This is a genomic window from Staphylococcus sp. GDY8P54P, assembly GCF_017892645.1.
GTDB classification, from domain to species: domain Bacteria; phylum Bacillota; class Bacilli; order Staphylococcales; family Staphylococcaceae; genus Staphylococcus; species Staphylococcus ureilyticus.
On sequence record NZ_JAESLN010000001.1, the window covers coordinates 42,858 to 64,939 of the forward strand.

Genomic DNA, 22,082 nt, shown 5'->3' on the forward strand with positions numbered 1-22,082 from the left:
ATCTGCTGAATTTCCTGCTGCAATTCCTGTTACGCCAAGTCCTACTGCTAACGTTGAAGCTAATACTGTTTTTTTCATTATTAATAAATCCTCCCAAGAGATAATACTTTTAAATTTGCTTTTTAAATTTGTGTTTCGTTTTTTGCAAAATTACTTTTATCAAATTTGCTAATCCCTACTGTAACATCTAGAAAAAGCTTGTGGGTTACAGTGAAGTTAAAAAATATCTAGAATTTTTACGCCTCAATTACATTGATCACGTACCTCAATTCCATTCAAAAAACCAACACATCAATCAGGAACTATTATTCTACTTTTACAAATATGTAATGACAATGTAATTAGTGTGAAAATAATATTCACTTTCACCTTAATAAATAATTACTTTTTATGATTTTTAAATATAAGGAAGATTGAATTTATATCTAACTACTGATAATATCTTAATTTGGTTTAATTTTAATAATTTTATTTTAAAATTTACGAAAACTAATAATGTATATTATGTTGGAGGAATTAAATGTTCGACAATATTCTTTATGAAGATAACCATTTATTAATGGTAGAGAAACCTATCAATGTTCCTGTACAAGAAGATAACTCAAGAGATCAAGATTTGTTGTCTATTTTAAAAAATTACATAAAAGTCCAATACAATAAACCAGGAAATGTATATCTTGGTCTCGTACATCGCCTTGATCGGCCTGTTGGAGGCGCAATCGTATTCGCTAAAACATCCAAAGCGGCTTCTAGGTTATCTAATGAACTTAGAAAACAAAAATTATATAGAACATATCTAGCGATTATTCACGGTGTACCTTCAAAAAAAGAAGGTGAACTTCGTGATTATTTATGGAAAGATAGAAATAAAAACATTGTATATGTGGTTAATTCCAAGAAAAAAGAAGCTAAAGAGGCAATTTTGAATTATAAAGTTATCAAAACCATTAATCGTAAAACTTTGGTTCAAATCCAATTAAAAACAGGTCGTTCACATCAGATTAGAGTTCAATTCGCAAATCAAAACTTACCCTTATACGGAGATCAAAAATACGGCCAAAAATTTAATAAACCCGGTCAACAAATCGCACTTTGGGCATATAAACTCAGTGTCAAACATCCAACTAAAGATGAAATTATTTCTGTAACTTCTACTCCAAATAAAGGTGTTTGGAATGACTTTTTATAACTTTATGCTTAAATACACGTAACTTTATCCAATTGTTAAATAAAAAAGCTATGAAAGCTTCTCTACTGAAAGATGCTTTCATAGCTTTTATTAGTATTTTTTGATTTTAATTAAGAATTATAATTCAGATTATGCAGTAACCCATTGTGAAGCGCCAACTTCATTGTAAAGTTTTACAGCTGCAGCATCTTGTACTGATTCTGGTGCTTCTGTTGGAGATACACCTTTATATTGTGCTGGTGCTACTGAATCCCAAGTGCTTTGTAAGAATTGGTATTTACCTGCTGCACCTGAAGATGGGTTAACAGCTTTTAAGTCGCCGCCTGATTCACGTTGCGCGATTGCTTGTAAATGTGAATTAACGTTTACTGAAGAACCACTTGAAGCTTCATTTGAGCTTGATGATTGAGTTGAAGCTTTCGTAGTTGCTTCTTGTTGAGGTTGTTGTGTTTGTTCAGTTTGTGGTGCAGTTTGTTGAGCTGGTTGCTCAGTTTGTACTTGTTGTGGTTGTTCTACAGTTGAAGCGTTAGCGCTTGAACCTTCACCATAACTCCATGACCAAGTTTGTCCATTTGATTCAAAGTTATAGTTTAAACCATTATAATTAAAGTTATAGCTATATGAGCCTTCTTGTACTGGTGATGCATTTAATTGTTCTGGGTTAGATTGTGCTAAGTTTGCTAATTCTGCTTTGTCAATACCTTGTTCAGCCGCGTCAGCTGAATTTCCTGCTGCAAATCCTGTTACACCTAATCCTACTGCTAATGTTGAAGCTAATACTGTTTTTTTCATTTTTGAGTAAATCCTCCTACAAGTTTGTTTTTATATTTTTAAGAATTAATTTTATCTGTGATATTGAAACCAATTGTTATTTTTGAAAAATCCAATGCTGTTTCAACCAATTTCCAGTAAATACTATAACATCCATAAAAACCTTGTAGGTTACAGCGAAATTAAAAAAATCCTGTGCATTTTACATAATAATTACATTAAATCGAATATAAATTCGAAGATAATTTGTAAAAAAACCTATTCCTAAAGTATATAAACTAATTTTCAAACTAATTTTTCTGTAACACAATTGTAATTAGTGTGACAACTATCGTAGTTAGTTTGTTATTTATACATGAAAAAAACCGTTCAATGATTAAAATTGAACGGTCTCAACATATATTTATTATGATAATGCAATTTTAATATGCGCTAAATGATGTTCTTCATGCCAAGCTAATTTAGCAACTTTAGTAGCAACAGATATTTCTCCGCTTCCTCTTAATGTAAATGTACGATTCAAATCATTTTCTGTTAAATGATTACCAATTGCTATAATACGTTCATTTATACCTTCTAACATTTTAATGGAACATTCTATAGGAAGTTGACTATCAACAAGTTTAGCCCACTCATCTTGAATAAAAGGATCTACAGCTGGATTCGTATCTGTTAATGCCAATTTTAAGCGTTGAAACATATTTAATTGAGAATCTGCTATATGATGAACAAGTTGTCGTACATTCCAACTTTTCTCCCGATATTGTTTATTTAACGCTTCTTCATTTAAATGATCTACAGTTTGTCTTAATCTATATGCATACGTCTCAATTTCACTAAGCCATCGTTGGATATCTTTTAGTGTCACATAATCTGGTACTTCTAATTCACCAATTGGAAATCTAACATCCATATTAATCACCTTTTTTATTTATTAAATGTTTAATGGCATTCTTATATTTTCCATTAGTATTGCTATTACCTATTTATTATTAATTAAACTTGCAAACGATTTAATGTCGCAGTGTTGAACGCCTCTCCCATATTCATATCAAAAGTATCTTCTCATAATTACTATAAAATTTTTAAAATTAACGATTTATCATATACATAATTAGTAACTTTTTATGAACTTTCTTAAATTATAATGATACAACTTAATAAAATTTGTAATATTATTGTGAAAGATATAACAAGGGAGTGGAAATATATGCGTAAAGATTCATCTACTAAATCTACATCTCATTTTAAACCATTTTGGTTACTCACAAGCATCACCGTCTTAATCGCTTTGTTGTTATTGCCTACACCAGAAAGTTTACCGCTTATGGCTAAAAGCGCATTAGCAATATTATTATTTGCAGTCATATTATGGGTTACTGAAGCAGTGACTTATCCAGTTTCTGCAGTCATGATTGTTGGACTCATTATTTTATTGATAGGGTTCAGTCCAGTACAAAATTTATCTGAATCACTAGGGCATCCTCAGTCAAATGGTGAAATATTGAAGGGAAATTCACTTTTCGGAACAGGTAATGCTTTAAAACTTGCTTTTAGTGGGTTTTCTACGAGTGCATTAGCTTTAGTTGCGGCTGCTCTTTTTTTAGCAACCGCAATGCAAATCACACAACTTCATAAAAGGCTTGCACTCATTGTACTATCTGTAGCAGGCAATAAGACAAGTCGCATCGTCATAGGTACAATATTAGTAGCAATATTTTTAGCATTCTTCGTTCCATCAGCAACTGCACGAGCAGGTGCTGTGATTCCTATATTATTAGGAATGATTACAGCATTCGGTGTTGCTAAACAAAGTAAATTAGCTGGACTTTTAGTTATCACAGCTGTACAAGCAGTTTCTATTTGGAATATTGGTATAAAAACTGCAGCTGCACAAAACATTGTCGCAATTAACTTTATAAATGATCAATTAAATACTGATATATCATGGGGGCAGTGGTTATTATATGCAGGACCTTGGTCTGTATTGATGTCAATTGCGCTTTATTTTATCATGCTTAAAGTGATGCCTCCTGAAGAAAAAGAACTTTCAGGCGGTAAATCTTTAATTCAACAACAGTTAAAAGCGATGGGGCCCGTAACTTCTAAAGAGTGGCGTCTTATTGGAATATCTATCATTTTATTAATACTTTGGTCTACCGAAAAAATATTACATCCTATTGATTCATCTTCAATCATTTTATTAGCACTGGCTGTCATGCTAACTCCTAAAATTGGCGTCATGTCTTGGAAAGAAGCTGAAAGTCGTATACCTTGGGGAACTATTATTGTTTTTGGCGTTGGTATATCTTTAGGAAATGTACTTTTAAAAACAACAGCTGCGCAATGGTTGAGTGATCAAACGTTTGGCATCATGGGTTTAAATCATTATCCTCTTGTAGTAACCATTGCATTAATTGCACTTTTCAATATTTTAATACATTTAGGTTTTGCAAGTGCAACAAGTTTAGCATCAGCGTTAATTCCTGTATTTATTTCACTAACCACTACCTTGGATTTAGGCAATCAGTCTGTGGGATTTGTGCTTATACAACAATTCGTTATCAGCTTTGGTTTCTTACTACCTGTAAGCTCACCACAATCAATGTTGGCCTATGGCACAGAAACATTTACTGTTAAAGATTTTTTAAAAACAGGGATTCCTATAACGGTTATTGGTTATTTACTTATGATTTTATTTAGCGCCACTTATTGGCATTGGCTCGGTTTAATTTAATGTGAAAATTATCCTTATCCATAACAAAATCGACTTGCTAAAAAACCATTATAATCAATAACAGGCTGTAACAATTAGTGTGTCACAGCCTGTTATTATTTCTGTTATCTTCATAAAGTTACGCTATGATGTTAAAATGCGTTTTGGTTAAGCCATTGACCACCATCCATTGTCATACAAGCACCATTAATGTAATTTGCCTCTTCAGAAAATAAAAACTTAGCTAATCCTGCAATTTCTTCTGGTTGGCCCATGCGTCCTAAAGGCACACTGTCCAATGTTTGTTGACGTGCGTCTTCCGATAAACTAAGTTTTCCAGAGCCTCCTGTATGATCTATAGGGCCTGGCGCAATTGCATTTACGGTAATGCCATACTTTGAACCCCACTCTACAGCGAGCGTTCTGGTCATTGCTAACACACCCGCTTTTGCACTAGCAGAGTGTACAACACCTGGCCCTGAACGCCATGCATAAGTTGCCACCATATTGATAATACGTCCACGATGTCCTTGTTCAATCCATTTTTTTCCAACAGCTTGTGTACAATGCCAAGTTCCATTTAAGACAATATCTACGACAGAATTCCAACCATTAGTTGTTAGTTCTTCAGCAGCACATATAAAGTTACCAGCTGCGTTATTAACCAAACCATCTATTTTACCAAAAGTATTAATGGCTTCATCCACTGTATATTGTACGCGTTCCGTATCACGAACATCCATATCAACACATAAAATTTGTCCTTCTCGGTGTTCAATTTCCTTTTTCGTTGCTTCTAACCGTTCTAACGATCTACCTGTTATAACGACATTTGCACCTTCTTCAGCAAAACGTTTCGCCATTGCTTTTCCCATACCACTACTTCCACCAGTAACCATTATCACTTTATCTTTCATATAGAGTCTCCTTTATCAATTAAATTAGTAAGCGCTTACATTTTATAAATCAGTATAACAAAGTTTTGCCAATTTTTCTCATTAAAAGATAACTCTCAATTATTGAGAAACATCATTTTATATCCATGTTTCATATGAAACATTTTGCTTATTTAATCGTTATGTATTTAATAAGTGGTTGATAAAACCAATTGCTTAAATACAAATTCACACGTCTAAATTTTTACTTCTATACCCTTTATAATTAATTAAGACATATATAATTGAAATTTATAGATACTATAATGTAATATTACTATGTAGCAGTTATTGTCACTTATTTTAATGATTTATACTTGAAATATAGGGTAAATTATTATAAGTATGGTCACATATTCCAAATAGGAATGTGTTATATGATTAATATGTATTTTCACATGTGTGAATCGCGTAATATAATAGTAAATAAAGACATAAGATGAGTGACAATGTATGACAATTTGTTACTGATGTTATTAAGAATGAAAGGTGAGGAACTATGGCTAAAACTGAGTCAAAAGACGTCATTCTTATTGGCGCCGGTGTATTAAGTACTACTTTTGGTTCTATGCTTAATGAACTTGAACCAAATTGGAACATTAAATTATACGAACGTTTAGATCGTCCTGGTGACGAAAGCTCAAACGAACGTCATAACGCAGGTACAGGACATGCTGCACTTTGTGAATTGAACTATACAGTGCAACAACCTGATGGTTCAATTGATATTGAAAAAGCAAAAGAGATTAATGAGCAGTTTGAAATCTCTAAACAATTCTGGGGCTATTTAGTTAAAAATAACTATATCGAAAACCCTAGAGAATTCATTCATCCTTTACCACACATTAGTTTCGTAAGAGGTAAAAATAACGTTAAGTTTTTAAAAGACCGTTATGAAGCAATGAAAAACTTCCCTATGTTCGATAATATCGAATATACTGAAGATATCGAAGAGATGAGAAAATGGATTCCATTAATGATGCAAGGTCATAGCGCAAACGACATTATGGCTGCCAGCAAAATTAATGAAGGTACTGACGTAAACTTTGGTGAATTAACTCGTAAAATGGCGAGAAACCTTGAAAAAAGCCCACAAGTAGAAGTTCAATACCATCATGAAGTACTTGATTTCAATCAACGTAACGATGGTAAATGGGAAGTTCAAATCCGCAATGTAAATACTGGTGAAACACAAACACAATTAGCTGATTATGTATTTATCGGTGCTGGCGGTGCTGCTATTCCATTACTACAAAAAACAGGCATCCCTGAAAGTAAACATTTAGGTGGATTCCCTATTACAGGCCAATTCTTAACATGTACAAATCCAAATGTGATTGAAGAACATGATGCCAAAGTGTATGGTAAAGAACCACCAGGCACACCACCAATGACTGTGCCACATTTAGACACACGTTTCATTAATGGTCAAAAAACATTATTATTTGGACCGTTTGCAAGTATTGGTCCTAAATTCTTAAAATATGGTTCAAACTTAGATTTATTTAAATCTGTTAAACCAAGTAACATCACAACATTATTATCAGCGGCAGCGAAAAACTTACCGCTACTTAAATATTCATTTGACCAAATTTTAATGACAAAAGAAGGTTGCATGAACCACTTACGTACTTTCTATCCAGAAGCACGCGATGAAGATTGGCAATTATATACTGCCGGCAAACGTGTTCAAGTGATTAAAGATACTGAAGAATATGGTAAAGGCTTCATCCAATTCGGAACAGAAGTTGTAAACTCAGAAGACCATTCTGTCATTGCATTACTTGGTGAATCACCAGGAGCATCAACTTCTGTATCTGTAGCATTAGAAGTATTAGAGAAAAACTTCTCTGAATACAAAAATGATTGGGAACCTAAAATCCAAAAAATGATTCCTTCTTATGGCAAATCATTAATTGAAGATGTTGATTTAATGAGAAAAACACGTCAACAAACTTCAAAAGATCTTGAATTAAATTATTACGAATAAATTTTTGATTGCTTAAGTGTAAAAACTAAAATGAACTGAGATTAAGATTGTGTGAAACACCTATTTATGAACCTACAACCGTATATTATTTTCTGCTCGCATCTTAAGAGATGTGTCTCGATAGATTTTATCGTTACTGAATGCCTGTTGGTTCCTTAATCTTTGTTGTTCATTGGTATTTTTAAAGATACTTTGTTATCAATGATTCACTTAAAGGAGCGAAATGTATGAAAAAATTATTAGTAGTTGTGGCTATAGGCGCATTAGCATTTGTAGGCCTTAAACGTTACCAACAACATGTAAACAAAGCACCAAACATTGAATATTAATAAATGACAAAAGCCATCATAGGTAAGTCTTACCTATGATGGCTTTTTGTTTTTATTATATAACACGCAAGTATAAAGCGGTGATTATCCTGAGATATTTATACTTATATCTCTTTGTATAAACTGTTGTCTTAATGGCTGCACTATATCTCCATTTACTCAACCCACTCATGTTCATCGTATAATAGCATTATTATATTTCCTTTTTGTATTATCTAATGATTCAATTCGTCCTTCGATTTTTTTATCGTTATTCGATAAAAAAGTATTGATTATCGATATATTTAAGTTATAATGAAATTAATCAATTAAAAGGAGCGTCAATATGTCTACAATTAAAAGCAAACGTTTTAATATTTTAATCAAAACACTAACTATTTTAGCAACCATCGCTTTAGTTTTAACTTCTCTTAGTATATTACCAATTATTATCGCAATTATAGCATTGTTAATCATTCCTTCTTCATTTATTAACACCCAATTAGACAAAGCCAATAAACCTTTTTGGGTTGATTCATTAGGACTAAAATCACATGATATTACCAAGCATGATCTAAATAGTATTACTTTTCCTAAACCGTCTGTTATATTAATACTATTATTAATAATTGTATTAATTGCAATTTATATTCTGGTTATTGCCTATGTCAGAAAATGGCTTAAAAATGTTAGCAAAGGGCAAATTTTTACAAATAAAAACGCAAGCATCATAATTTTAATTTCTTACTGCTTTATTGGATTGGGTGTATTTGAAGCATTTTTTGAATTGGCAAATAATTTTATGATTTATAATTTTTTAGGACAAAATGCTAAATTGTATGCACTAATGGACAAAGATATCGAAACCTTTGCAGATTTCTTTTTTAATTTTAATTTCACACTTATTTTAGCGGGTATCGTTATTTGGATTATAGGAAATGTTTTTAAATATGGTGCATTCTTACAAGATGAGTTTGATTATACCGTTTAGGAGATTATATAAATGATTGTAGTTAGATTAGATCGAATATTAGCAGACAGAAAAATGAAACTCAGTGAATTAGCTAATGAAATTGATATTACTGTAGCAAATTTATCAAATTTGAAAACAGGCAAAGCAAAGGCGATACGTTTTTCAACATTAGATGCCATATGTAAAGCACTTGATTGTCAGCCTGCAGATATTATAGAATACACAGAATCTGAAGATTAAATCTTCATCTTTACTAATAACTTTTCTAGTTCAAAACGCTACATTAAAATTCATAGACTAGCTTATATTTATCATAGCTATACTTTTGCCTTAACTCCTGCTTAGTGGTTAGGCTCACGCTTGTGTTAGCTCAGACTAACCGGATGTCTAAAACTTTATTTAAATAGAAAACAGGAGTGGAACAAAGTAATACGTAAGTTCCACTCCCGTTTTTTGTATGTTTTAATATGTTTTAATATTCAAACCTCTATAGCGATTGAGTGCGCCACAGAATTCTTGTTTTCTCGGCAATGCAAGATTACCAGGGTGTCCTTGATGCGGTGAAATAATATCTAACCCTTTATCACTAATTAAATTAAAAATTTTATCAGCTGCTTGTGATATCGTATCTTGTTCATTTAACAAATGACTTTGATAATAATCTATCATGGTAGCTATACAGTTCGTTTGGCTAGCATCAACAAGTTGTTCTAATCCCGAAATATTTATTCGTTCTTTACCGTATAAAATTGTCTGCATGCCTTTTACTTTAAAACGTTGATCTTTGCCTTTATGTGAAAAACTAGATTTCAATGGTATTCTTTGCGAAATTTTTCCAAAGTGGCATTGTGATGCTTCATCTTTCAAGTGACTATCTTCACTAGCAATTGCTTTCGCTTTATGAGTGACGTCTTTTAATACATATTCATCCATCATTAATACTTGATCAGCCACTTCAAAGTAATCGCCAGAACCTCCTACGATGAGAATTGTTGAAACATGATAATCTTGGTATAAAGACTTTACTTTCATAGCAAAAGGTGTGATTGGTTCTTTTTCGGGTGCGATTAATTTTTGCATTCTCCCGTCTCTAATCATAAAATTTGTTGCAGATGTATCTTCATCTATTAATAATAACGACGTTTGAGATTCTAAGGCTTCCATAACATTTGCTGCTTGTGATGTACTACCGCTCGCATTTTCAGTAGAAAATTGAGTAGTATCTTTTTTACCTGGTAAATTATTTATAAATGGTTCAATATTTACTTTTTCGATACTTCTTCCATCTTCCGCACGGATTTTCATCGCATCTTCACAGGTAATAATAAGTTCACGTCCATCACCTGGAATATGGTGATATACACCACGCTCTAAAGCTTCTAGTAGTGTTGATTTACCGTGGAATCCACCACCAACAATGAGCGTAATCCCCTTCGGAATACCCATACCACTAACTGTCTTTCCACTAGGTAAATTCAATTGAATTTCAAATTCCTGTGGACTTTGGAATGTTACAGCACCAGCTAAAGGCATATCAGACACACCACTTTTTCTTGGCAATATAGAACCATTCGCAACAAATGCAACTAAATTTTGTCGTGACAGTGCCTCGCGTATAAATACCTGATCTATCATCGTAGTCACTTGATCATTTAATGCAGTTCTATTGATATGTTTATACATTAATGATTTTTCTACTATTTCAGGTAATAAATCTATAAAAATATGATGAGCAACTTTTCCTAAAATTTTTCTTCCTGCTGCTGGTAAACCTACCTCAAAGCGAACCTCAATTTCACTTTGATTAATCACTACAGAAGTACGTTGTAATATTTCTTGGCCACAGCGATCTATAAAAATATCAGGTCTCTTTTTAGAGGTTTTATCAGCTTTAAGTACATCACTAATACGCTTACTAAATGACCTTGCTAAAAAATCAGATACAGCAATCTTTTTATCTTCTGAATCTAATAATTCATCTGGTATATTGGCAATATGACGCTGCATTTTAGCACGCACTTTAGATGGTGGTGCGTAAGGATCTGCTTGTATATGATCTATAATTAAGTGAAATTTATCAAAAGCATATTCACCTTTAAGTCGTTTATATGCACCATATTTTTGTCCGTCTAATGATTTTAATAACTTCCCGAATTCCAATGTATTTTTCAAACGGAACACTCCTTCAAAATAGGTTAATACTCTTTTATTTCATACCCAAACTCCCGAACCTGTGAAACTCACTCTAATAATAAATGTTAGTTTCCTGATAAAAAGACCAAATTCCAACGAAAAGAGCCCACACAAAGTTAGTTTTTAATCACTACTTTTTGTGGGCATTTTTAAAAATTTAATTATTCAAATTTTAACTTAAATTGAAATTGGATATGCTTGTCGTTTAATTGGTACATTTCATTTAATTCTGGTCCACAACTATTAGATCCTATACCACTTTGACCATAATCGATATATATATAAGTCTCTTCTTCTACTAATTGATCTTTATGCATCGTATGTGTAAGTTGTTCTAATGAGTAATGTGTCGCATTAAAACTGAATGGTTGATCACTGGTTACTGTAATTTGATGCTCATCATTAGAAACCTTCGCATATGTTGTCCCACTATGGCTACCTGATTCTTGTGGCTTGATATGATTACTACCATTTTGTGTAACTGTTGTATCGAAGTAGTCTAAATACGTTGCTACACCTTTATCAGAATAACTACTGAATGGGCCATTGCCATAGTATTTCACCGCTTCAAATGTATGTGGTAATGTTATCTCTAAGCCAAATCTAGGCAGAAATGGTCCTGCAATATCTTTCTCCAAATCATATGTTACATCTATTGAACCATCGCTTTGAACAGTCCACGTTATTTCTCCCTGTAAAATAGGAGGAACCACATCATGGACAATTATTATTTCGAATTTAATACTGACTGCATTGTTAATTTCTTCAACTTTATAATTTTGTACACGTGTATAAGCTTCTGCATAACCCATATATTCCCAATCTTTTCTAACATTAATATCATTATCTGTAGGTGCACGCCAAATCTTATTTTCTGTAGGATGATTGACTATGGTATTGCCCTCGTAAACAACAGAAATCAAACTACCATTTTCTTTATTAAAGGTATAAGCATAACCGTTTGCTAACACTATTAGAGAATGACTATTTTCTTTATAACTGACTGGACCTTCCTGTACGTCTAATTCGTGTTGGTTAGTAGATTGACGTTGATAGACGATTTGATCTTGTCCTAATTCAAAATTAATGTGACGTAAAGGCTCTTCATTTTTCAATTTATAGCGTAATAGTATATCGCTTAATTCAGCTATTTTAATATGATTGCTTAAATCTATATCTTGTGTACTATGTGGTTCAAAATTATCAACCGTAATATCAAACGATGTTTTATCACCGTTTAAAAATGTTGCTGTCGCTTCGATAGTTAAATAATTTTCTACATGACTAAAATCTAGTTGATTACGTAATTTTAATATACCGTTCGCTTCTTCTATTACTCTAACAGGTCTGTGTTCATGTTTAAATTCATAGTAACCTTCATGTGGTGTACGATCAGGGAAAACGATGCCATCCACACAGAAATTCCCATCATGAAGTTCTTCTCCAAAGTCCCCGCCATATCTAAAAATAGGCTTACCATTTTGTTGACCAACTTGAATACCATGATCACACCATTCCCATACAAAACCACCAATAAAACTATCATATTGTTCCACTAGCATTTGATATGCATGTAAATCACCTGGTGAATTTCCCATAGCATGTGCATATTCACAAAGTATAAATGGTTTATCTAAATCAGGGTCTGTAAGATACTTTTGTTCAACTTCTTCTGGTGATGCATACATTCTACTAATCATTTCCACATTGGATAAATCATATGATTTTGATTTATCTCTATGGAATGTTCCCTCATAATGAATAGGACGTGTGTCATCTAATGTTTTTACTCGTGACATAGCTATTACCATATTCACACCAAATCCTGACTCGTTTCCCATAGACCAGGAAACAATAGAGCTGTAATTTTTAAATGGAATGATGGACGCTTCAATACGTTCTACAATTGGTTTTTCATATTGCGGATTATCTGTAATAAGATTAAAATAATCTGTATTTTCTTCGCCATAAAGCCTCACTACACCATGCGTTTCTAAATCTGCTTCACTCATTACATAAAATCCATATTGATCAGCAAGTTCATAAAACAAAGGCGACTTAGGATAATGTGCTGTACGAATAGCGTTAAAGTTACCTTGCTTCATTAGTGTTAAATCTTTCATAAATTGTGCTTCACTCATTACATATCCTGTTTGAGGATCGCTATCATGATAATTGGTTCCACGAAATTTAATTGATTGACCATTGATATAAAACTGATTATCTTGTATTTGTATTTCTCTAATTCCTATTTTTTGAGTAATTACCTCTGATTTCGTAGTAAGCGTAATAGTATAAAGTGTTGGTTTTTCTGTTGACCACAATTGTGGTGTTTCAATTATAAAACGATGGCGGTTTGAAATTTCCGCTTCCTGCAACAACGCACCATCAGGACCATATAATCGTGTCTGTACACTATCCAATCCCTGTTTATCTTCTAATTTTACGTCGACTATCCCTTGGTTTTGCAATTCATTAACACGCGTTTCAATTCTAAAATCATTAATTCGTGATTTCGCACGTTTTAAAATGTAAACATCTCTGAAAATACCTGAATGGCGAAACATGTCTTGATCTTCAAAATAGGTACCATCCGAATATTTTAAAACAAGTACTTGAATCGTATTAGTTCCTGAATGTACATAGCTGGTGATATCAAATTCAGAAATTGAATGTGATATCTGACTATAACCAACAAATTGATCATTAATCCATAGATAAAATGCACTATCGACACCTTCAAAATTCAAATGATAATCACTTTTTTCGTCGTATTCAGTCACTTCAAATGAACGGATATAACGTCCACAGGGATTAGATTTGGGTGCATACGGTGGATCAAATGGAATTGGATATTGTGTGTTTAAATATTGTATTTGGTCATATCCATGTATATTCCAAACTGATGGTACTGGAATAATCTGTGACTTATCTATTTCAAGACTACTTGAGTAATCTTCTATTGAATTAAAATATTTAAAATACCAGTTTCCATTTAATAATGTGACATTATTAGTCTGATATCGCGTTTCTAGGCGGTAAGCAGACTCCTTTAGTTGATAAGGAATATAAAATGCACGTCGTGGCAAAGTGTTTACATGTTGAATATCTATATTTTCGTGAAATTGTTGCTCTAACATAAAAAGTTCCCCCTTATTTACTCATACGTTCTCTATGCTCTTTTTGACGTTTGTATTGTAGAGTTTTTTCAATATCTGTTAAAAAATCACCTTTTAAATGGAAGGCTTTATGATATAAAAATGCAGCTAAGATGACGAAAATAATTGGCAACACAATAATAAGTATGCGTAATCCATTGATGGTTAGTGCTGTTTGTTCTTCATTGGGTGTGTAGCCAAATATTGATAAACCTACACCTACAATTAATGCAGCTACTGCTTGTGAAGTTTTCGTTAAAAATGTGTTTGTAGAAGTAATGACGCTTTCGTTACGTTGGCCAAATTTCACTTCTCCGTAATCAATAACATCTGCCAAAGATACTGTTGTAATACCAATCATAAATCCAGAACCAATGCGTAATAACCCTGCTCCCACAATAACGGTAATAACACTTTGTGGTACGATAAAACCTGAAATCAAAATAAATAGTAAGCCTATGATTATAAGTGATATTGCTGTATTAAAAGCCTTTGTTCTACCTACCCACTTGATAAAACGTGGCAAAGTAAGTAAACCAATCATCTCGCAAAGAATCATTGCATTAAAAATAGCAAATAAATGTTCTGCATTAACTACATATTTAAAGTAATAAATGATTGAGCCATTCAGCGTTTGTAAGCAAAGGTTAAAGGTAAGTAATACTCCCATAATTGCTAAGAGCTCTTTATTTTTAAATAAAATTCTACCAATATCTTTAAATTGTACTTTAATGCCTGTTTGTTGTTCCATTTCTTTATCTTCAGGTACTTTCCATACAGTGACACCTATTGTAAAAATAAAAACCATACTGCAAATAACCGCAAAAACAAAAATACCTACTGAATCACTACCTTTACCAAAAATATCCCCTAGTTTATGTATAAAAAATAAACCAAATGTACCTACTGTAAAGGCAGCTAAACTTGCAAAAAATCTCGGTATTACTGATACTTCTTCACGTTCTCTTGGATTATGTGTTAAATTTGGAAGCCAAGACCAATACGGAATATCCATCATCGTATAAGTCATACCCCAAGCAATGTAGATAATCGATACATAGATATACATTGCCGTTTGTGGTAAATCTAAATTTGTGAATAATAAAATCGTTACAATTGCATTTATGATTGTCCCAATCACTAACCAAGTTTTAAATTTACCAAAGTTATTTCTTGTATTATCAACGATGACACCCATGATAGGATCATTAATCGCATCCCAAATTCGTGCAACAAATAACATTACACCGACAAACGCTGGACTCAAACCAACAATATCAGTAATGTAAAACATCAAAAATACGCCAACAATATTAAATATGGCATCCTTTCCAATAGCACCAAATCCAAATGAAAATTTTTGTATACCGGTCAAATGTCTGTCCATTTTCTTCACCTCTGAATTTATACAATTTAAAACGCTTTCATAATTGTTACTACTATTTTATCAACAGCGTATACCAACTATGAATAGCATAATGATGATGATATATGGCAAAATGTTGCATTTCATAATTAAATTGTGTTTATATAAATTAAAGATTATTTATTTTAAGAGGTATGTTGGATGCAAATATTATGGAAAAAATTTCAAAAAAAGCATATTGATGCTAATTTAATAGAATGTGGTATTGAAATTGGTGTACCAAATGTTGGCTATAAATATACAGTAATAAGGGACGCTGTTTTGCATATTGTGACGAATGGAGAGGGCGTATTTATATATAATGGTAAAACACATACTTTAAAAGAAGGTGACATGTTTTTATTAGAGAAAGGGATGGATGTAGAATATAAACCTTCTTTTTCTAACCCATGGACGTATTACTGGATTGGCATAAGCGGAAAACAGATTTTAGATTACTTACAACGTTGCTACATTGTAGATCAACATGTTATTACAAATAAAGAAACATCTAGCATAAGACACATTATTCAACAAATATGCGACTTTTCTAAATCTATTGAAACAAATAATTCCAAAGATATTTTAATTATGCAGCACTTATATAGTTTAGTTTATCAATTACAAGAACAATTTCCTAAAGCATTTTCTGTTAATGTTGATATCATTAATGTAGATATTCAAAGAGCTGTTGCTTACATCAACTCAAACTATCAAAAAGACATTATGATTGTAGATGTAGCAAATCACGTCAATGTGACACGAAGTCATCTATTTAGACTATTCAAGAAAAACTTAAATTGTTCTCCAAAAGCATATTTAACTTATATCCGAATGTATCATGCTTTTCAATTATTAATCCATAGTAATACTTTAATAAATGAAATAGCACTTCAAGTTGGTTATAAAGACCCGCTTCTATTTTCTAAAACTTTTACAAAACATTTTAAAGTTAGCGCTACTGAATATCGTAACCAATTTTCTAACAGATAAATCTTAGCTCAACCACAAAAATGATCACTTTAACACATTCATTTCAACAGAAAAGCACAGCCACATATCGATGAAATAACTGATCACATATTTTTATTCCACGTTTTATAAATTCAACCATTACCTATTAAAAAAGCTCTAAAACGATTCATTAAAAATCGTTTTAGAGCGATGGTGTATTATATTTTATAAACTTCTGTTTTAAAAATTTAAGACGGAACTTCTGTACGTTTTGTACTGTGTTTTCTAATTATAGCTGCAATCAGTGCAGAAATAGCACCAAAAATCATGAATCCGATAAACATCCACATCGTTGTATCTAATTGAATGCTGCCATGTAAATATAAAATTTCTCTTAATGAGTTTGCATAATGTGCAAATGGATTCCAATCGACAATATATTTTTGATAAAAATCAGGCAACATTTGTTTTGGCAATGTTACTAATTGCATGCTGAAAAACATTAATAAGAAAAAGATTGGAACAGACTTCAAGCCTAACCAAGTCATCGTACCGAGAATAAGTCCGACAAATCCCATGATTGCTAATGCGATAAATGTAGCAGTTGTATTAGGCGCATTGAAATTAAAGTCTAATACTAGTTTCATAAAATACACATACGTGAAAGCTCCTACAAATGCTGTAACAATTGTCATGGCAATTTGTCCTAATGATGCAATAATACGATGTTGTATCGCTATGTTATTACTTGTTCTAAATGCAAAGAATAGTAATACAGAAATAATAATAGAACCCATCCAAACAGGCATAAACATTAAGAATGGACCATTGCCACCTGCTTGATGACTACCGATTTTATTTACTTTTTCACTATCCACTTTAACTGGGTGCGTTAAACTTTGAATATCTGATGCTTTTAAATCAATGTTTTGTTTCTCTAAAATATCTAAGCTTTGTTTAGTAATTTGTTGGTTCATGTTATCACCCATGCCTTTTAAAACTTGGGAAGACATTTGTGAAACTTGCGCACCTGCACCATCATTAATAAATGTTTTAAAGCTTGCTTTTTGAGGTTTTATTTGTTGATTCTCGCCAGATTGTGACATTTTTTCTTGCATCATTTTAGCTTGTGCTGCTGGTATTTCTCCAGATTGAACTTTATCTTGCATTTCTTCTTTTTTAGAATCCATCACAACTTTTTGTGTTTTGCTTAAAGCATTTTTTGAAAAATCTTTTTCTATAACAGCTGCTCCAAAATATTTTTGTTCTTGCATCCCTTGTTTTAAATCTTTTTCATTATCAACTTGAATCCATTTTATTTTATTTGAATTACTATCTAGCAATTTATCTTCTAAATTTTTACCTATATTAATATTTTTACCTTGCATATCAACACCTTTATCGTTGTTAACAATTGCAATTGGAATATCTTTGGGTTTAGGGTTAAATGCTGGATAAAAAGCGACTGAAAATATTACAAATATTAGAATAGCTGCAATCGGTGCAAGCCATAATAATTTATTTTTAAAAATATTCATTTTTAATTCCCTCCTATTTAACGAACACAGTGTTCAATATTTATCACATTGTCTATTATAATAATTAGTAAGTAATATACAATATGCAATTATGTTCAAGACGTTCTTTAATGAACACTTTTAAGATAAATGTCTATTAAATAAAAAGGAGATTCAATATATGGCTGAAGACAGACGTGTTAGAAAAACACAAAATGCTATTAAACATGCATTTATACAATTATTAAATGAAAAAGACCTAGATAAAATAACGATTAGTGATATTACACACAAAGCTGATATTAATCGCGGTACTTTTTATCTCCATTATGAAGATAAATATATGCTATTAAATAAAATGGAAAATGGTTATATTGAAGACTTGTCTAATACATTAAGCACAAAAGATAAATTTTATGTAGGCATGGATGCAGAAGCATTTGCTCGTATTTTTACTGAAGAAAAATTAAAAAAAATCATCCTCCATATCGATACAAACTTTGAATTCTATAAAACCATATTTATGTTAGAAAGAAGAAGCCAATTAGAAACAAAAATAAATCAAGTCATGTATGAAAATATGAAAAAACATTTAGTTACAAAAGATACGGTTGATGGCATCCCGCTAGACTATTTTCACAGTTATGTAGCAGGTGCATCTATTTCTTTCATTAAATATTGGGTGAAAGATAATCGGAAAATTGATCCACAAACTTTAGTAGAAAGTTTATTTAAAATTGTATTTTATGGACCGCTGCGTTTAATGGCAAAAGAACAATATAATATAAGCGAACAATAATACCTTTAATCTTGCAGTGTGGACAAGAATAACATTTTTCTATCAGTGTAATGTCCACTACTGCAAAATGAGTTGAATGTCTATATTTCACAATATCAAGCAAAAACATCAGCTCAAAAGTAAGAAATATATTCAATCCAACTCTTTTTTCATGTTTCTTTTTGTCGTTGCATGTTAACACATGATTATTGAACGCTCTTCTATATGTAATAATGGCATTATTGTATCCAACCCCATGCTTCTCTTAAAGTCAACAAATATTTACTACTTTCACTTATTCCCTTCTAAAATCCAACAAATTTATATCATTTTCTTATTTTTAACGATATTCTCTTCTATAACATATTAGATAATGCTAATATGTTATATATTAAGTTTTACTAATATGAGGTGTTCAAAATGAATAGTAATGATTTTACATTACAGGCACGTTTTTTACGTGGGCTTTCTAATAAAGTTAGATTAACTATTTTAGAATTATTAAAGGTCTCCGAAATGACTGTTAACGAAATTGTTTCAAGCTCAAAAATGAGCCAATCTAGTATTTCTCAACACTTATCTTGTCTAAAAGAATGTGGCTTAGTGACTGCTAGACAAGACGGTAAATATATTTATTATCAAATTAAAAATCCATATATTTTAGAATTATTGAGTTTGGTAGATCATATTGTAGAAGAAACAAAAGATGATATTATCACTTGTAAATACCATAATAACTTAAGAATGGATGATGCTGATGAATAAATCATCTGATGTTTGTTGCACTAACACTTGTCAAAATGCGAACAATGAAAAAGTGTCAAAAGATATAAAAAACGCTACTGACACATTACAGAAAGTTACTTTTCAAGTTAATGGTATCGATTGTAGTTCTTGTGCCACAACGATAGAAAAAGCACTCATACCCTTAGATGCTGTTTACAATCCAAAAGTTAACTTCGCTACTGGTAAATTAACAGCCGAAGTGAGTACTGCAAATACGACAAACCAAATTATAAAAACTGTGGAAAAACTAGGTTATGATATTCAAAACACTCAACCACAATCAACACAAAACACAATATTTATGATTAAAGGCATGGACTGTGGAAATTGTGCTAAAACCGTTGAAAAACATGTTTTGAACCTTCCCTATGTAAAAGATGCACAAGTTAACTTTTCTACAGGTAAACTTCAAGCCAATATCGATGGCCAAAATGAAAAAAATATTATAAAAGAAGTCGCTAAGATTGGCTATACTGCCACTTTACAAAACAATAAAAAAAATGATGAGCAGAAATTAAGATTATTTACTAAACCAATCATTTCTGCCATATTCATAATACTCGGGCTATTAATGTCAATAACATCTCTACCAATTGGATTTTCTTACATTTTATATACAATTGCCATATTGGTTAGCGGCATGAAAGTATTTAAAAGTGCGTTTTATTCATTAAAATCCAAAAGTTTGGATATGAACGTCTTAATGACAGTTGCAGTTATTGGCGCTATGCTGATCGGCGAGTTTTTCGAAGGTGCTATTGTTATTTTCCTATTCACCATTGGTACTTTGTTACAAACAATTTCGATAGACAAAACAAGAAATTCCATTCAATCACTTATGGAATTAACGCCCAAAACAGCCAACTTATATACTAAAGAAGGTATTATATCTAAAGATTTACATGAGATTCACGTTGGCGATATTATTCTTGTAAAGCCTGGAGAACGCATACCATTAGACGGCACTATTACTGAGGGAACGTCTAGCTTAAACCAATCACCTATTACCGGAGAATCTATACCTGTTGATAAAACAACGAATGATGACGTTTATGCTGGTTCTATTAATGAAAATGGTACATTGAAAATCAAAGTTACTACATTAGTAGCAGATACTACACTTTCAAAAATCATTAATATGGTAGAAGCAGCACAAGAAAACAAAGCACCTGCACAAGCATTTATAGACAAGTTTTCAGAAATTTATACACCTGTTGCTTTTGTATTAGCACTATTAGTAATGGCCATACCACCTATGCTTACATTAGGTTCCTGGGGTGAATGGTTCTATAAAGGACTAGAATTACTTGTTATCGCTTGTCCATGTGCGTTGGTCATTTCAACGCCTGTTGCTATAGTGACAGCGATTGGCAATGCGGCAAAAAATGGTGTACTTATTAAAGGTGGTAATTACTTAGAAGCATTAGGTTCTTTAAATGCATTAGCATTTGATAAAACAGGTACACTCACTGAAGGAAAACCTAAGGTAACAGCTGTTAAACATATGGAAAGTGATGAACAAACACTATTACAGCTTGCACTTAGCTTGGAAGCTTATTCAACACATCCTATAAGTAAAGCTATTGTAGAACACACCACTAAATTAAATATTTCCCCCAAACACGTTAGTGATTTTGAAAATATAACTGGTAAAGGCATCAAAGGTAAAATAGATAATCAAATCGTTTATGCAGGAAATCAAAGTTTGATTGAGTCCATTAAACCCAAAATAAAATCACATGCATCACTGTTTAGTCATTATGAAAAACAAGGTTACACAATCATTATCATATCCTCAACGACAACATTATATGGTTTGATCACGATTGAAGATCCATTAAGAGAAAATATAAAATCAACTATTCATCAGTTGCAGAAATACAACATTAAAAATACAGTTATGTTAACTGGCGATAATCAAGAGACCGCCAACAAAATTGCAAATCTTGCAGGTATTCGTGAAACTTATGCAAAATTAATGCCTAAAGATAAATTATCAGCAATTGAAGATTTACAAAAACGTGGTTATCGTGTTGGTATGATTGGTGATGGTATCAATGATGCACCTGCACTTGCCCAAAGTGATGTAGGAATTGCAATGGGAGGCGTCGGATCTGATACTGCAATGCAAACAGCAAATATTGTTTTGATGTCAGATAACTTACAGCAACTTCCAAAATCTATCTCTATTAGTAAAAAAGCCAAAACAATTATCAAGCAAAATATTTACTTCTCAGTGATTATTAAACTGATTGCTTTCATATTAGTATTTCCTGGGTTATTAACTTTATGGTTAGCTGTCCTCAGCGATACTGGCGCTGCTATCCTAGTTATTTTAAATTCATTGAGATTATTAAATTTAAAAAAAGATAAACAATAAGCGAGCACAGTTCAAGTGCTCGCTTTTTA

General features: G+C 32.0%; 17 protein-coding genes. 10 read left to right on the forward strand and 7 right to left on the reverse strand.

The window, feature by feature from the left end; all coding sequences use genetic code 11:
• Positions 1-520: 520 nt before the first annotated feature.
• Positions 521-1,189 (forward strand): RluA family pseudouridine synthase, encoded by a 669-nt coding sequence (locus tag KA883_RS00150; RefSeq protein ID WP_046206938.1) that lies wholly within the window; start codon positions 521-523, stop codon positions 1,187-1,189.
• Positions 1,190-1,318: 129 nt separating this feature from the next.
• Here KA883_RS00150 and KA883_RS00155 read toward each other — a convergent pair whose 3' ends face one another.
• Positions 1,319-1,981, reverse strand: coding sequence for a transglycosylase family protein (locus KA883_RS00155; RefSeq protein WP_046206937.1), 663 nt, complete (start codon positions 1,979-1,981; stop codon positions 1,319-1,321).
• Between the two features lie 385 nt (positions 1,982-2,366).
• Entirely contained in the window at positions 2,367-2,873 is a 507-nt protein-coding gene (locus KA883_RS00160; RefSeq protein ID WP_046206936.1) for a YfiT family bacillithiol transferase, read from the reverse strand.
• A gap of 297 nt (positions 2,874-3,170) precedes the next feature.
• On the opposite strand from KA883_RS00160, the gene KA883_RS00165 reads away from it, so the two are divergent.
• Positions 3,171-4,697 carry an SLC13 family permease gene (locus tag KA883_RS00165; protein WP_046206935.1) on the forward strand — a complete coding sequence of 509 codons (1,527 nt, stop codon included), beginning with the start codon at positions 3,171-3,173 and terminating at the stop codon, positions 4,695-4,697.
• A 131-nt stretch (positions 4,698-4,828) separates the two neighbouring features.
• Here KA883_RS00165 and fadH read toward each other — a convergent pair whose 3' ends face one another.
• Positions 4,829-5,593 carry a 2,4-dienoyl-CoA reductase gene (gene fadH / locus KA883_RS00170; protein WP_046206934.1) on the reverse strand — a complete coding sequence of 255 codons (765 nt, stop codon included), beginning with the start codon at positions 5,591-5,593 and terminating at the stop codon, positions 4,829-4,831.
• Between the two features lie 517 nt (positions 5,594-6,110).
• Here fadH and lqo point away from each other — a divergent pair.
• From lqo to KA883_RS00190, 4 genes are all read left to right on the forward strand, one after another.
• The gene (gene lqo, locus KA883_RS00175) at positions 6,111-7,601 is read left to right on the forward strand and encodes an L-lactate dehydrogenase (quinone) (protein WP_046206933.1); all 1,491 of its coding nucleotides are present in this window, start codon (positions 6,111-6,113) and stop codon (positions 7,599-7,601) included.
• Between the two features lie 227 nt (positions 7,602-7,828).
• Positions 7,829-7,930, forward strand: coding sequence for an SE2200 family small protein (locus KA883_RS00180; RefSeq protein WP_064499651.1), 102 nt, complete (start codon positions 7,829-7,831; stop codon positions 7,928-7,930).
• A 325-nt stretch (positions 7,931-8,255) separates the two neighbouring features.
• The gene (locus tag KA883_RS00185; protein WP_046206932.1) at positions 8,256-8,900 is read left to right on the forward strand and encodes a DUF2975 domain-containing protein; all 645 of its coding nucleotides are present in this window, start codon (positions 8,256-8,258) and stop codon (positions 8,898-8,900) included.
• A gap of 12 nt (positions 8,901-8,912) precedes the next feature.
• Positions 8,913-9,122: a helix-turn-helix domain-containing protein gene (locus KA883_RS00190; protein ID WP_046206931.1), complete on the forward strand. Its 210-nt coding sequence runs from the start codon at positions 8,913-8,915 to the stop codon at positions 9,120-9,122.
• 222 nt (positions 9,123-9,344) lie between these two features.
• Here KA883_RS00190 and KA883_RS00195 read toward each other — a convergent pair whose 3' ends face one another.
• The 3 genes from KA883_RS00195 to melB all read right to left on the reverse strand — a co-directional run bounded on the left by KA883_RS00195 (position 9,345) and on the right by melB (position 15,620).
• Entirely contained in the window at positions 9,345-11,054 is a 1,710-nt protein-coding gene (locus tag KA883_RS00195; protein WP_046206930.1) for an ABC-ATPase domain-containing protein, read from the reverse strand.
• Between the two features lie 182 nt (positions 11,055-11,236).
• Entirely contained in the window at positions 11,237-14,215 is a 2,979-nt protein-coding gene (locus KA883_RS00200) for a glycoside hydrolase family 2 TIM barrel-domain containing protein (protein WP_210139806.1), read from the reverse strand.
• Positions 14,216-14,228: 13 nt separating this feature from the next.
• Positions 14,229-15,620: a melibiose:sodium transporter MelB gene (melB, locus tag KA883_RS00205; RefSeq protein WP_046206928.1), complete on the reverse strand. Its 1,392-nt coding sequence runs from the start codon at positions 15,618-15,620 to the stop codon at positions 14,229-14,231.
• A 180-nt stretch (positions 15,621-15,800) separates the two neighbouring features.
• Here melB and KA883_RS00210 point away from each other — a divergent pair, with 180 nt between their 5' ends.
• Positions 15,801-16,631, forward strand: a complete 831-nt coding sequence (locus KA883_RS00210; protein WP_210139807.1) for an AraC family transcriptional regulator — start codon at positions 15,801-15,803, stop codon at positions 16,629-16,631.
• 209 nt (positions 16,632-16,840) lie between these two features.
• Here KA883_RS00210 and KA883_RS00215 read toward each other — a convergent pair whose 3' ends face one another.
• A complete protein-coding gene (locus KA883_RS00215; RefSeq protein ID WP_064209912.1) occupies positions 16,841-18,130 on the reverse strand; it encodes a YhgE/Pip domain-containing protein in 1,290 nt (429 codons plus the stop codon).
• A gap of 160 nt (positions 18,131-18,290) precedes the next feature.
• Here KA883_RS00215 and KA883_RS00220 point away from each other — a divergent pair, with 160 nt between their 5' ends.
• The 3 genes from KA883_RS00220 to KA883_RS00230 all read left to right on the forward strand — a co-directional run bounded on the left by KA883_RS00220 (position 18,291) and on the right by KA883_RS00230 (position 22,053).
• Positions 18,291-18,908, forward strand: coding sequence for a TetR/AcrR family transcriptional regulator (locus tag KA883_RS00220; RefSeq protein WP_107365629.1), 618 nt, complete (start codon positions 18,291-18,293; stop codon positions 18,906-18,908).
• A 399-nt stretch (positions 18,909-19,307) separates the two neighbouring features.
• Positions 19,308-19,652, forward strand: coding sequence for an ArsR/SmtB family transcription factor (locus tag KA883_RS00225; RefSeq protein ID WP_046206924.1), 345 nt, complete (start codon positions 19,308-19,310; stop codon positions 19,650-19,652).
• Positions 19,645-22,053, forward strand: a complete 2,409-nt coding sequence (locus KA883_RS00230; RefSeq protein WP_046206923.1) for a heavy metal translocating P-type ATPase — start codon at positions 19,645-19,647, stop codon at positions 22,051-22,053. Before KA883_RS00225 ends, KA883_RS00230 begins: the two co-directional genes overlap by 8 nt.
• The last annotated feature ends 29 nt before the right edge of the window (positions 22,054-22,082 follow it).